Here is a 12785-nt window from a genome sequence, read left to right on the forward strand (position 1 = left end):
TAAGTATCTGTTTCGTACTCGCGTATAACACGGAAGGTTGAGTCCGAACCACCGGTTCGGTCACGCTATCGGACGGCGACGGTCAGGGTCGTTCGCGAACGGTGAGGACCGGCACCGGCGCGTTCCGGACGATTTCCTCGGCGACGCTCCCCGAGATCAGGTGATCGAGCCCCGACCGGCCGGCCGTCCCGACGATGATCATATCGGTCGGGTTCGTCTCTGCGAAGTCGACGACCTGCTCCTGTGGGACGCCGTGGCGGATGTCCCCGGTCACCTCGACGCCGTTTTGCGACGCCGCGTCTCTGGCGCGTTCGGCGGCCCGCTCGGCTTCGTTTTCCGGGTCCGAACGCAGCTTATCCTCCTTGTTCGCGGCCTGTGGCCCGTCCTCGGAGACGGACAGGACGTGCAGGGTCGCGTCGAGTTGGCTCGCCAGTTCGATCGCGTGATCGGTCGCTCGGTCGGCGGCGTCGCTCCCGTCCGTCGCGAGCAGCAAATCCTGATACATCGCTTGCGTACTCGTTCGGGAGACGGCGGGATAGGTTCCTGACCTGCCGTTGCCTGCCGAGGTCCCGTTCGCTCGTTAGAAGACGACGTCCCACGCGTGTTCGCAGTTCCGACACTCGAAGCACCGTTTCAATCCGGCGTCCGTCACCGCTCGGTCAACCTCAGCGGCCGCCTCCTCGAGACATTCGGGACACCGATATCGGCTCACGAGCCGAATACTGGGGACGATCGGAAATAAAGAGCTTGCCCTCTCACTTTGGATTAAGCAAAACACACATTCGTTTCAAAACCGTCCCAGCGATCACATTCACTGGGGACGGGTTCGGGCGACGGTCGGTAAACGCGGCCGTGGGGAGCCTCGCGCGGTCGCGGTCAGAGCACGTCGAGAACGACGATGGCGAGATACAGTTGCCCGACGCCGGCGACGATCATGACCGCGCCCGCGATGCGTTTGAGCGTGCCGGTGTAGGCCGCGAGCCGGCCGGCACTGGCGACGAGCCCCATTCCCGTCGCGACGGTCAGCGAGACCATGAGCACGACGAAACTTCCGACGTACGTTCCGAGGAGGATCGCCGCCGGAGTCGTCGGGAGCGATAACGAACGGGTGACTACGCCGAAGAAAACCGGTGCGACACAGCCCGCCGCCGCCAGCGCGTAGCCGACGCCGAAGATCGCGAATCCGAGGACGCTCGAGCGGCGCTTCGGAAGCGCGATCGACGGCGACGGCGCACGGCCGACGACGACCAGAAGTCCGAACGCGATCAGGACGATTCCGGCGACGAGTTCGAACCACGTAACGGCCGACAGCGTCTCGTGTCCGATCCAGAACGTCGCCCCGAGCAGGACGCCGAAGGTGACGAGCACGCCGAGACCGGCGACCAATCCGCGACTCAGCGCACCGCTCAGCGACGCCCGATCGCCCTCGGTCTGGCTGACATAGAAGCCGACGTACCCCGGGAGGAGCGGATAGGAACACGGTGAGAAAAAGGTCGCAACACCGGATATCAATCCGAACGAGAGCGACGTCACGAGTGCCGAATCGATCATGCTATTCGTCCCTGTCCTCGAGCGCTCGTTCGATACCGGTGACTAATTCGTCCGCGGACTTCCGACCGCCGTCCGACCACTGGATCCGTCCGTCAGCGTCGATCGCGACCGCGTAGGGGACCCCGCCGATGGAGTACGCGGCGCTCAGTTCGGCGATCGGATCGATGCCGAGCGTCCAATTCCCGTTGTGCTCTTCCCACCAGTCGACGACTTCGTCTTTCGTCACCGATCCTCCGACATCCTCGTTCGTGACGGACATGAACAACACGTCGTCACCGAGACGCTCGTGGGCCTCGATCAGAGCCGGCATCTGCTTCGAACAGGGTTCACACCACGTTCCGAAAAAGTCGACGAACGTCGCTCGATCGGTTGCCGGGACGCGTACGTCGCCGGCGTCGCTGCCCGGAGCGTCGATTGTCTCGACCGTCTGCGGCTCGGCGACCGGTTTCTCGTCGTCTGCCCCGTCGAGCGACGGCAGTCCGTGTATCGCCACTGCGCCTCCGCTACCGATCACGGCGAGGCTCCCGACTCCGGCGAGGACGTCGCGCCGACGCATCTACCCCGTCACCACCGTTTCGAAGTCGTCGACGAGCTGTTGGATATCCACCGTGTGCCCTTTCACGTAGACGCGTTCGACGATCCCCTTCTCGTTTACGAGGAAGATGTAGGGGAGATGCGGGAAGGTGTATTCGAGGTCGTCGTAGGGGTTGTCGTAGTTCTTCTTTAGCGATTCCTTCGGTAGTCCGTACGTCTCGTCGATAACCGATCGTGCTTTCTCGTACCGATCCGGTCGCAGGAAGTGCCAGTTACCGGCCTCTAAGTCGACGCTGCGTTCCTCGGCGAATGTCCGAAGCGTCTCCTCGGTGTCCCGCTCGGGATCGAACGTCATCGCGAGGAACGCGGCCTCGTCCCCATACCCGTTCTCGGCCGCGACTTCCTGTGCGCGTCGCAGACGTAGGGCCAGTGCAGGGCACATTCCGTCCGGACAGCTCGTATAGAGAAAGGTCATCAAGACGGTGCGGTCGCCCTCGAACTGATCGGTCGAGATCGTCTCTCCGGACAGCGGATCTGGAAGCGTCGTCGCCGGATATTCGTCGCCGTAGCTCGGATGCGACGCTTCGCTCAAGTCCTGTTCCGGAGGGGCAAGTACAGCATCGGGATGTCCCTCGTCTCCCCCGTCTCCGCCGAGCGTCTGGCCGAGACAGCCGGCAATGCTGGTAAGCCCCGTTATCGCGGCCCCGCCGAGATATGTCCGCCGGTCCATGTATGGAGCCAAGGAGCGCCGAATCAAAGGTTCATTGGTTCGATTCACGAAGGAGGAACAGTCATCGAGACTGTATCTCTGAGAGACTGAATCGTTTGTCGGCCAATGAGGACGGCGGCGTTGTGCCCGTTCGAGCGGTGAACCAACAGGCGTTTTGTCGCCGGTGCCCAACGACCGCTAATGAATCGTCGGGGTTTCCTCCGTGGGGCAGCCGGGATCGGTGCCGTCGGAACCGTCGGGCTCGCCGGCTGTCTCGAGCGACTCGGCTTCGAAGAAGAGTCCGCGTGGGCGAACCCGCCGCTCGTGGAGAACCGACCCGACGCGGTCTATCTCCCCTCTTCACGCGAGGAGATGCGGAGCTACGGCATGGCCGCCGACGGCGACTACGCGGTCGCGCTCTCGTATACCTTCCCGCACCGCTTTTGGCTCGTCAACGGCGACGAAACGGAACTCGTCGAGGTCGGCACCGACGACACTCTGCACCTCATGGTCACCGTCTGGGACCGCGAAACGCGAACCGTCCTGCCGACGGACATGCAACTCGAGATCCGACGGGACGGCTCCCCGATTGACGACGGCATCTCCTCGCCGTGGCCCATGATCTCCCAGCGGATGGGCTTTCACTACGGTGACAACGTCCAACTGCCCGGCGAGGGCGAGTACACGGTCCGCGTTCGAGCCGGTCCGGTCGGGGGCAGCCTCGAGCGAACCGGTAGCTTCGAGGGCCGACTGGAATCGCAGGGATCGCTCGAGGTCGACTTCGAGTACGCCCGCTCGGACATCAACGGCCTCTCGTTTCAGACGATCGACGAGGATCGGTGGGGTGAGGAGGGTGCGCTGTCGCTGATGGACCACGGCGACGGCGGTGACGGCGGCGACGGCAATAGCAGCGATCACGAGTCCGGGCACGGCAACGGTGGCGGACACGCCGACGGCGAACTCGGTCCGCCACCGATGGGACAGGCCCCCGCGCTCGAGGACCTCGCCGGCCAGTCGCTGGGTACCGAGCGCAGCGGCGACGCGGCGTTCGCCGCGCTCGCGACCGACGCCGATCGGTTCGCTGACGGCGGCTCGTATCTGGCAGTGTCTCCCAGAACGCCGTACAACAACGTGCTCCTCCCGCTTACCTCGCTGTCCGCGACTATCGAACGCGACGGGACGGTGGTCGGCGAAGGTCCGCTTTCGCAGGCGCTCGACGACGAGGTGGGGTATCACTACGGGCTTGCGGTCGACGACCTCGCGACCGGGGACCGCGTGACGGTGACCGTCGACGCGCCGCCGCAGGTTTCCCGCCACGACGGCTACGAGACGGCCTTTTTCGAGTTCGAAGACATCACGTACACCGTGTAGCCGCGCCACACTCCGAGTCGTCGCGCCGCGGCGGTCGATTTCGATCCCGGAAACACCGGCTTTCAGTCAGAAACGATCTACGGATGGATTCGAACGGCCAGGGAACGGCCGAAAGGAGCGGCTACTCGGCTCCGGCGTGTGGGGCGTAAATCCGATGCTATAGCGCGCGAACGATCGGAAGGGAGCGCCAGCGATTCCGTACGGCTCCGATAACTATCCGGGATCACGGCATACGCTCGAGCGATGTCTCGCACAGGTCACGCAGATATGCATATCGGCTGTCCGGAGTGTGACGCAACAGTCGACGCGTCCGTTCCCCCGGGACCGGGGATCCACGCGGAGAGCGACTCGAACCGACTGCTGGGGAAGGAAACCCAGTGTCGGAACTGCGGTCACGAACTCGAGCTCTATTACTATTGAACGACCCGGGAAACCGGGACTGGGCTGCGGTCCAGTAGGCACCGCCGAACGAACACTATGCGGCAGATTCGGCCGGTGAGCGCGAACTCCGGCCGATCACCGATCGATCGGTGAACGGTATCGCGAGTCGTTACTCCATCCGAAGAGATCTCCGCATCGGCCGCATTGAGGCCCACACCGTGTTTCCGGTGAAAATTACGCGGATCGGGACGGAAGAGCCAGCAAGGCCATGACAGTGCAACACACCAGGTTTCCGGTGAAAGTTGTGCGGCGATCGGTTTCGATAGTCAAGACCGTGGGTGGCGGAGAACAGAACCAGTTGCACGGACACCGTCTTTCCGGTGTATTCCCGTCACTGGAGAACGTGTTCTCGACGGACGAGTCAATCGCGGGCGGACACACCGGGTTTCCGGTGAATCCGGCTTTCGGTGATCGGGGGGAGCGAATCGAGCCTCGAGCGAACGATCCCTGAGCGAATCGTTTGTGGCGACTGCACGCACACCGTGTTTCCGGTGAAACGGCACGAAGCGGGTCGGACAATAGCAGTGGGTGGGGCAAAATAGAACCGGAGAAATCGGAAGGCGCAGTGAAAGGGGATACGGCGTGTAGTGGAACCGAAATGCCACACCGCGTCGTTCGGCGGAGGGTTCAGCGGCCACACACCGGGTTTCCGGTGAAAGTCGCCAAAGGGAACCTCCGTCGTGAGCAGCATACTGGTGGTGAGAACTCGACTGAATCAACTCCACTCTCTGGTCAACTCCGCCTCAGCCGGTATCCGCGAATGACGGTCCGATTTCGATCCGACATAGGTACATATATGAATATGTTGTGTGTATAGTTCATTAAGTGAATCAGAATTCTATTTAGATAGTAGTCAGAGTAACCGTCCACTCGAGTCGATAGTCGCATTCGCCACTAGTCGTAATCGGTGATTCCCGCCTCTACCGGTGCTTTCGTCTCCTATTCTCTCGGTTTGTGACTTGGAAACCTCCGTTTCAACTGCACCTCTCACCCGCCATTTTCCCGTTTCACCGGAAACACGGTGTGTGTCCACACCCGGTCGATAACCGGAGGCAGTCAACGCACGGGATCCAACCGAGCCGATCAAATGAGAATTGAGCAGCCGATTCTACGCGTTTCAGAACTCCTGCGCTACGTCTCCGTTCGGACTCGAGTCCGCGCTCCCAAACGGAAACACTATTTCACCGGAAACCCGGTGTTCGACCATGTCGAGTTCCGGTGACGACCTGTTTACGCGCGACGACCCGATCTTCGAGAACAAGGAGCTACTCGAGATCAATCACCTCCCCGCGGAGGGGCGGATCGTCGGCCGGGACGACGAGATTTCGGAGCTCGCGAACGCGGTCAACCCCGCGATCTTCGGCCAGAGCCCGAGCAACCTTCTCATCTACGGCAAGACGGGGACGGGAAAGTCCCTCTGTGCGAAGTATATCTCGGAACGGGCCGTCCGCGTCGCGGGCGACGAGGACGTCACCTCGGCGTTCGCCTACGTGGACTGCGCCCAGGACAACACGGAGACCCAAGCCGTCCAGACAATCGCCCACGCGCTGAACGAACCGGCACGCACCGACGTGCGAATCCCCGATAAGGGACTCAGCACCTCGACGTACTACAAGCGTCTCTGGAACGTACTCGACTCCCAGTACGACGTCGTCCTCGTGATTCTCGACGAGGTCGACAAACTCGACGACGATGACATTCTCATGCAACTCTCGCGTGCGGGCGAAGCCGGCAAGCTCGAGTCGTGCAAGATCGGGGTGATCGGCATCAGTAACAAGATCAAGTACAAGGATCGACTGGACGAGCGGGTCAAATCCAGCCTCTGTGAGCGCGAGTTCGTCTTCCCGCCCTACGACGCAAACCAACTCAGGGACATCATGCAGGCCCGCAGCGACGCGTTCAAGGACGGCGTCCTCGAGCCTTCCGTCATCCCACGGGCGGCCGCACTCGCGGCCCGCGAACACGGCGACGCGCGGAAAGCGATCGACATCCTCCGCTACGCCGGCGAGATCGCTCAGTCGAAGGGCAGCGAGACCGTTCGCGAGGAATTCGTCGTGCAGGCCCGCGAGCGGGCCGAAACCGATCGCTTCCGCGAACTCATCCGCGGTTCGACCCCCCACTCTCGGTACGTCCTGCAGGCGCTCGCGGTGCTCTCGCTCAACGCGACCGAAGAGGACGGGTTCCGGACGACGAAGATCTACGACGTCTACGAGGAAATCTGCCGACAGGAGCGCTCCGAGCCGCTCTCGCTCCGACGGGTGCGCGACCTGCTGAAAGAGCACGCGTTCCTCGACATCCTGGAGCAGGCCCGCCGGAGCGGCGGCAGCGCCGAGGGGAGTTACACCGAACACCAGTTGCTCGAGGATCCGGAGGTCGTTCGAAAGGTCCTCATCGAGACCGACGAGTCCTAGCGCCACGAACCGCCGAGCCACGCCAGAAACTGCCGAGTCATTTCGACGTTATTAGCACCGTTCAGTGGGCAACGAGCCGACATTTCACCGGAAACACGGTGTCCCGGGTCGCTTGCCAACTCGAGCGATCGATACGTCATCACGTTCAGCGGTGGCTCCCTACTCAGCGATGGTACCTCGCTCAGCGGCCGGTCTCCCACCCGCGTGGCGTGTCGTTCAGTCGCTCGGCACCGTCCTCGGTCACCGCAATCAAGTCCTCGATTCGGACACCGAACTGGCCCTCGAGGTAGATCCCGGGTTCGACGCTAAAGACCATGCCGGGCTCGAGTTCGCGGTCGTTGCCCGCGACGATGTATGGCGGTTCGTGGACCTCGAGGCCGACGCCGTGGCCGGTTCGGTGGACGAAGGCGTCGCCGTAGCCGGCGTCCTCGATGACCGCTCTGGCCGCGCGGTCGATCGAGCCGGCCGTAACACCCGGCTCGATCGCGTCGATCGCGGCCTGCTGGGCCTCCCTGACGGTGTCGTGGACCCGTTCGTACTCGGCGGGCGGCTCGCCGACGACGATCGTCCGCGTCTGGTCGCCGGGATAGCGCGCCGTCCCGGCCTCGAGATCGGCCTCGACGAACGCGCCGAAGTCCAAGACGATCGGATCGCCGGCCTCGATCTCCCGCGAGCCGCCGTGGTGGTGGGGCCGGGCACCGTTCGGGCCGGCAGCGACGATCGTCTCGAAGGCTGGCTCCTCGCCACCGGCCGCAGCGAGCAGTCGGTCGATCTCACTCGCCAGTTCCGATTCGGTCATCCCGAGTAGATCGTTCCCGCGTGCGCGGATCTCGACCGAGATGCGGTCCGCGAGGTCGCCAGCGCGCCGGAGCGCCGCGAGTTCGACGTCGTCCTTGCGAATTCGCAGCGGCTCGAGAGCGGTACTCGCGAGACCGAACTCGGCGTCGGGCAGCAGCTCCCGGAGATCCTGCGTGAACGTCGCCCACATCCGGTCGTCGACGAGGACGGTCGCCGGGCCCGTCCCCCCGAGCGAATAGGCCGTCAGTACGTCTTCGGTGACCTCGAGCGGGTCGTCCGCGTCGGTCCAACAGTGCAGTCGGAGATCCGAAACCGAAAGCTCGGACAGTTGTTCTTCGTACATCGCCGGCGCGACCAGCGCGGGGTCGCCGGTGTCGGGAACGAACAGCAACAGGTGCCGTTCGGACGGCGACTCCTCGAAGCCGGTCAGATAGGTCAGGTTCGGACTCGGAAAGCAGACGACCAGATCGGCTCCGTCGCGCTCGAGTCGGCGCTGACAGGCCGCGATCCGGCGCTCGAACGGGGATTCCATGGGGGAGAGTTCGATCGAGCGGAAAATCAACGTTTGGTTGGAAGGTGATTATGGAATACTAGCTCGGTGACTTTCACGCAGGCCGAACAGTCCGGATAGCCCGGTTGGTAACAGGAACGTATTAACCCCCCGGCGATCGCAGGCCGCGAGGCAACCCGTCGGGAGGCTGTGCTATTTCAGCGAATGCGAGTTACCGAGCGGTTGTCGTCGACGACTGTACGCAAACGACAGCGGCGGGCCGACGGCCGCGGCCGAACGGACGAAGCATCCGGCTCGAGCGGTCCGAGCTGTCCCGGTTCGTTGATCGTGGTCTCGAACCGGCAACCGTATCGTCACGAGTACGAAGACGACGCTCCGGCGGCGGACGCCGATTCCGCGAGCGGTGACGACTCCCCGCCGACGGGGGCCAACGGTGGCACTCGTTCGACGGCCGACGCGCGATCGATTACGGTCGACGAACCGACCGGCGGCCTGACGGCGGGCCTCGATCCCGTCGTCAAACGGACCAACGGCACGTGGATCGCGTGGGGCGACGGCGAGGCCGACTTCGACGTGACCGACGAGCGGAACTGCGTTGCCGTCCCGCCGGAGGAGGAAGCATACACGCTGCGCCGCCTCGATCTCTCCGAGGAAGCCGTCGACTCCTACTACTACGGCTTCAGCAATCGGGTTCTCTGGCCGCTCTGTCACGACTTTCCCGCCCTGATTGAGGATCGAGCGAACGACTTCGAGTGGTACCAGACAGTCAACGAGCGGTTTGCCGAGGCGGTCGCCGACCACGCGACCGACGACTCGGTGATCTGGCTGCAGGACTACCATCTCGCGCTCGCGCCGCGGATGATCAGGGAATCGGTTCCGGCCGGCGCGACCGTCGCGCAGTTCTGGCACATCCCGTGGCCGTCGGCGTCGACGTTTCGGCACTGCTCGGTCGGCGTTCCGGTCCTCGAGGGACTGCTCGGCAACGATCTGCTCGGCTTCCACGTCGAGCGGTACGCCGATCAGTTCCTGGATTGTGTCGACCGATTCCTGCCCGCAGCCGCCGTCGATTACGCTCACCGAACGGTCCGATACGAGGGGACGACGACCCGGGTCGTCGCGACGCCGATGGGCGTCGACGCCGAATCGTACGACCGGGGAGCGCGATCGACCGATCCCAACCGGCTTTCCGACCTGTTCGACGAGTACGGGATTGACCAGGACACCATGCTCGGGTTGGGGCTCGATCGCCTCGATTACAGCAAGGGGATTCCGGAGCGGCTTGCGGCTCTCGAGCGCTTCTTCGAGCGGAACCCGGACTGGCGCGGCGGGTTCACGTTCCTCCAGAAGGCGACGCCGTCGCGTACTGAGATCGATACCTACGAGGAGTACGGCGAACTCGTCCGCAGCGAAGTAACGCGGATCAACCGCCGCTTCGAGACCGACGATTGGCAACCGATCGTCTACACCGAGGACGTGCTACCCGAGGAGGACCTCTATGCACTCTACCGGCGCGCGGATACGATGATCGTGAGCCCGCTAATCGACGGCATGAACTTGGTAGCACAGGAGTACATCGCCGCCAGCGTCGATGGCGACGGGACGTTGCTGCTGAGCGATCGAACCGGCGCACACGATCGGTTCGGCTCCCACGCCCTGACGATCGATCCGACCGATGTCGACGGATTCGCGTCCCAGCTCGAGCACGCGCTTTCGATGCCGCCGTACGAACGCCGGCGGCGGATGAACACGCTTCGCCAGCGCGTGTTCAACGGCGACATCGAGGCGTGGATGGACACGCAGTTCGACTGGATCAGACGCGTCCACGGCGACCGCCGGACCGGCGACGGGAGCGCGGAAAACAGCGCTGGATCCGACCCCGGCTCGGATACAGATTCGGATTCAGACTCGAAAGAACCGACGCCCCCAGCGTAATCGATGACTGAAACCGAGTCACAGCCACAGCCGCTCGCAGAGCGACGGGCCCGAGTTCGGGACCGTCTCGCGGATGCCGGCGGCCTCCTCGTCTGTCTGGATTTCGACGGGACGCTCGCGCCGATCGTCGAGGATCCCGACGCCGCGGTACCGATCGAGCGCAATCGGAACGCGGTGGCAACCCTCGCGGCGATGCCGGGGATAACGACGGCGGTCGTCAGCGGCCGCGCGCTGACGGACGTCCGCGAGCGCGTCGACGGCCCGGCGATCTACGCCGGCAACCACGGGCTCGAACTCGCCCGCAACGGGTCAATCGCCGTCCACCCGGTCGCGCGCAAGCGCGCCGCCCGGATCGATCGCCTCTGCTCGATCCTCGAGACTGCCCTCTCGTCGGTCCCGAACTGCCGGATCGAGAACAAGCGCCTGACGGGCACGGTTCACTTCCGATCCGTGCCGCCGGCCGCCGAACCGACCGTGCGCCGGATCACGCGCGCAGTCGTCGATCGCTTCGGCGGCGATGCCGTCGAGATTTCGACCGGGAAACGGATCCTCGAGATCGGGCCGGACTTCCCGTGGGGCAAAGGAAACGCCGTCGAGTTGATCGCCGCCGACGAGCCGCCGGCGACGACCGTCGTCTACATCGGGGACGACGTCACCGACGAATCGGCGTTTCGGGCGGTCGAGCCGGACGGGATCGGGATCCGCGTCGGCGGCGCCGGTCCCTCGAATGCCTCCTATCGGGTCGAGTCCCCCGCCGAGGTCGCGTCGTTTCTCTCCTGGCTCGGCTCGACCGGGGCCGAACTGACTGCCGCCGACGAATCGCCGGCCGTGACCGCCGACTGATACCGGTGACCGGGAGTGGCGACGCGATTCCGGCCACGGTTCCGCCGGTGCCCGTACTGTTGATGCTCTGCTGTAATACCCGACAAACGGAGGACAATGGGGGGAGAGGGGTGGGAGCCGAGTGGGGGCAGGTGGCGGTCGAGCCCGATACCGGGGAGCAACGGGTCGTGAACCGGACTCGGTTCGGGTGCGACGATGGGGGATCCGTCGCGAGTTGCTCGACCCACCCACTCGAGGGCTACGTTGGACGGCAACTTAATAGTACGGATGGAAATAACCGACGAAAACATCGGGTCTCGAGCCGAAAGTATTAGTTACCACTGGAAATATAGTGCGGTACGAGAGTGAACGAGAGTGAAACTCCGCCAACCAACTGATTTCCTGATCCTCGAGTCGCTCGAGGACAAGGGACGAAATGTCGCAACGAATCTGGCTGCTCACACGGGCAAGAGCCGGAAGAATATCAACACCAGACTGCCGGTGCTCGAAGACTACGGGCTCGTCACCAAGATCGGTCCCGCCGAACGGTCCGGGCTCTACGAGATCACCTCCGCGGGGAAGGCCGCGCTGGTGTACCGAGACCAGTACGACGAGGTCGACGACTTCGAAGCGCTTATCGAAGGGCCGAACGCCGGCACGGACCAGGAGGGCGAGCCACAGGCTAGCTTCGCACGCGGCGAGGACGACGACACCGACGAGTAACGACGCGCACTACTCGAGTCCGTTCCGATCCCGTTGCCGGTCGTTCGGCGCTGCGTCTCGGTCCGCGCCGCCGGGAGCCGTCGGCTTGACTCTCTGTAGGGTACCATCCGAGAAGAGTCCGCCTTCGTAGGCCGCGAGTTCGCGGCGGGCACACGACGAAAAGGCGAGGCTGAGTTTCCGTGTTCTGTTCTCCGTGTTCGGAATCGCGGCCCCGCAATGTGGGCGGTCGGTATCGTATTCGGGGTCCCACACGTAACTGCCGAGCATCGGCGTCGCGACGACAGCCTCGCCGTCGCGAAACGCCATGCCGTGGTCGTGTTCCAGCCCGAGTGCGTGCCCGATTTCGTGGACGAGCACCTGAATCGACCGCGTCGGCGTCGCGTACGGAACGATCGAGCGCGCGTCGTCGCCGACCAGTTCGTCGAACGGCTCGAGGGCGGCGATGTGTCGGGCCCCGCCGACCGAGGCGATGTGGGGGATCCCGTAGCCGGTCGGTGCCCGTTCCATCCCCCCGTCGGTCACCAGCAGGTTCGCATCCGCTACCGGCTCGAGGTCCCGGCGGCCGAGCGCGCCCGCCGCGACGGCTGTCGGCCACTCGCCGCGGGCGGTGAGCCGCGCAGCGTCCTCGGTCGAGACCGAGACGGAACCGCCGAGGGAGACGTCGAGTTCCCAGTGCTCGAGGGCGAACGTCGCCCCGAGATACTCGCGGACGCGGTCGCCGATCCCGTCGTAGGCCGCGGCCCGCTCCGAGAACCAGATCCGGACCGCGAGCGTCTCGGTCGGGTGGCGGGTCGCGTACGCCAGCGTGGTGAGCGAGGCCGCCGACCCGACCGTGCCGAGGAACACGCGACGCTTCACGGGCGATCTCGGTCGGGAAAGACCCGGTGTCCGCAAGTGAACGATGACATGAATTACCGCTCGGCTAATGCCGTCTCGTTCCGGTCGATGGCCGATCTCCGGAGACCCGACCTCATCGCCGGCG

Annotated in this window: 12 protein-coding genes; 6 read left to right on the top strand and 6 right to left on the bottom strand. The window is 64.3% G+C overall.

Annotation, left to right across the window (positions count from 1 at the left end):
* Positions 1-82: 82 nt before the first annotated feature.
* The 4 genes from ACJYUO_RS14050 to ACJYUO_RS14065 form a co-directional block, all read right to left on the bottom strand.
* Positions 83-505, bottom strand: a complete 423-nt coding sequence (locus ACJYUO_RS14050) for a universal stress protein (RefSeq protein WP_494345973.1) — start codon at positions 503-505, stop codon at positions 83-85.
* Positions 506-876: 371 nt separating this feature from the next.
* Positions 877-1551, bottom strand: a complete 675-nt coding sequence (locus tag ACJYUO_RS14055; RefSeq protein WP_494345974.1) for a cytochrome c biogenesis CcdA family protein — start codon at positions 1549-1551, stop codon at positions 877-879.
* Position 1552: 1 nt separating this feature from the next.
* On the bottom strand, positions 1553-2107 hold the full coding sequence (locus ACJYUO_RS14060; RefSeq protein ID WP_494345975.1) for a TlpA family protein disulfide reductase: 555 nt from the start codon (positions 2105-2107) through the stop codon (positions 1553-1555).
* A complete protein-coding gene (locus ACJYUO_RS14065) occupies positions 2108-2815 on the bottom strand; it encodes an SCO family protein (protein ID WP_494345976.1) in 708 nt (235 codons plus the stop codon).
* A 180-nt stretch (positions 2816-2995) separates the two neighbouring features.
* Here ACJYUO_RS14065 and ACJYUO_RS14070 point away from each other — a divergent pair, with 180 nt between their 5' ends.
* The 3 genes from ACJYUO_RS14070 (at position 2996) to ACJYUO_RS14080 (ending at position 7017) form a co-directional block, all read left to right on the top strand.
* Positions 2996-4165, top strand: a complete 1170-nt coding sequence (locus ACJYUO_RS14070; protein WP_494345977.1) for a DUF7350 domain-containing protein — start codon at positions 2996-2998, stop codon at positions 4163-4165.
* Between the two features lie 243 nt (positions 4166-4408).
* Positions 4409-4585 (top strand): hypothetical protein, encoded by a 177-nt coding sequence (locus ACJYUO_RS14075; RefSeq protein ID WP_160163642.1) that lies wholly within the window; start codon positions 4409-4411, stop codon positions 4583-4585.
* A 1226-nt stretch (positions 4586-5811) separates the two neighbouring features.
* Positions 5812-7017 (top strand): Cdc6/Cdc18 family protein, encoded by a 1206-nt coding sequence (locus tag ACJYUO_RS14080; RefSeq protein ID WP_494345978.1) that lies wholly within the window; start codon positions 5812-5814, stop codon positions 7015-7017.
* Positions 7018-7198: 181 nt separating this feature from the next.
* Here the strand turns inward: ACJYUO_RS14080 and ACJYUO_RS14085 are convergent, their stop codons facing one another.
* Positions 7199-8347: a M24 family metallopeptidase gene (locus ACJYUO_RS14085; RefSeq protein WP_494345979.1), complete on the bottom strand. Its 1149-nt coding sequence runs from the start codon at positions 8345-8347 to the stop codon at positions 7199-7201.
* Between the two features lie 183 nt (positions 8348-8530).
* On the opposite strand from ACJYUO_RS14085, the gene ACJYUO_RS14090 reads away from it, so the two are divergent.
* The 3 genes from ACJYUO_RS14090 to ACJYUO_RS14100 all read left to right on the top strand — a co-directional run bounded on the left by ACJYUO_RS14090 (position 8531) and on the right by ACJYUO_RS14100 (position 11803).
* The gene (locus ACJYUO_RS14090) at positions 8531-10258 is read left to right on the top strand and encodes an alpha,alpha-trehalose-phosphate synthase (UDP-forming) (RefSeq protein WP_494345980.1); all 1728 of its coding nucleotides are present in this window, start codon (positions 8531-8533) and stop codon (positions 10256-10258) included.
* A 3-nt stretch (positions 10259-10261) separates the two neighbouring features.
* Positions 10262-11101, top strand: coding sequence for a trehalose-phosphatase (gene otsB, locus ACJYUO_RS14095; RefSeq protein ID WP_494345981.1), 840 nt, complete (start codon positions 10262-10264; stop codon positions 11099-11101).
* 354 nt (positions 11102-11455) lie between these two features.
* Positions 11456-11803, top strand: coding sequence for a winged helix-turn-helix domain-containing protein (locus tag ACJYUO_RS14100; protein WP_494345982.1), 348 nt, complete (start codon positions 11456-11458; stop codon positions 11801-11803).
* 9 nt (positions 11804-11812) lie between these two features.
* Here ACJYUO_RS14100 and ACJYUO_RS14105 read toward each other — a convergent pair whose 3' ends face one another.
* Positions 11813-12661, bottom strand: coding sequence for a peptidase M10A and M12B matrixin and adamalysin (locus tag ACJYUO_RS14105; RefSeq protein WP_494345983.1), 849 nt, complete (start codon positions 12659-12661; stop codon positions 11813-11815).
* Positions 12662-12785 lie beyond the last annotated feature (124 nt).

The sequence above is a fragment of the Natrinema sp. CRL1 genome, assembly GCF_059162405.1.

Bases quoted from the DNA above. Each gene is read 5' to 3' on its own strand.
- ACJYUO_RS14050 (WP_494345973.1), bottom strand. From the start codon at position 505: ATGTATCAGGATTTGCTGCTCGCGACGGACGGGAGCGACGCCGCCGAC.
- ACJYUO_RS14055 (WP_494345974.1), bottom strand. From the start codon at position 1,551: ATGATCGATTCGGCACTCGTGACGTCGCTCTCGTTCGGATTGATATCC.
- ACJYUO_RS14060 (WP_494345975.1), bottom strand. From the start codon at position 2,107: ATGCGTCGGCGCGACGTCCTCGCCGGAGTCGGGAGCCTCGCCGTGATC.
- ACJYUO_RS14065 (WP_494345976.1), bottom strand. From the start codon at position 2,815: ATGGACCGGCGGACATATCTCGGCGGGGCCGCGATAACGGGGCTTACC.
- ACJYUO_RS14070 (WP_494345977.1), top strand. From the start codon at position 2,996: ATGAATCGTCGGGGTTTCCTCCGTGGGGCAGCCGGGATCGGTGCCGTC.
- ACJYUO_RS14075 (WP_160163642.1), top strand. From the start codon at position 4,409: ATGTCTCGCACAGGTCACGCAGATATGCATATCGGCTGTCCGGAGTGT.
- ACJYUO_RS14080 (WP_494345978.1), top strand. From the start codon at position 5,812: ATGTCGAGTTCCGGTGACGACCTGTTTACGCGCGACGACCCGATCTTC.
- ACJYUO_RS14085 (WP_494345979.1), bottom strand. From the start codon at position 8,347: ATGGAATCCCCGTTCGAGCGCCGGATCGCGGCCTGTCAGCGCCGACTC.
- ACJYUO_RS14090 (WP_494345980.1), top strand. From the start codon at position 8,531: ATGCGAGTTACCGAGCGGTTGTCGTCGACGACTGTACGCAAACGACAG.
- otsB (WP_494345981.1), top strand. From the start codon at position 10,262: ATGACTGAAACCGAGTCACAGCCACAGCCGCTCGCAGAGCGACGGGCC.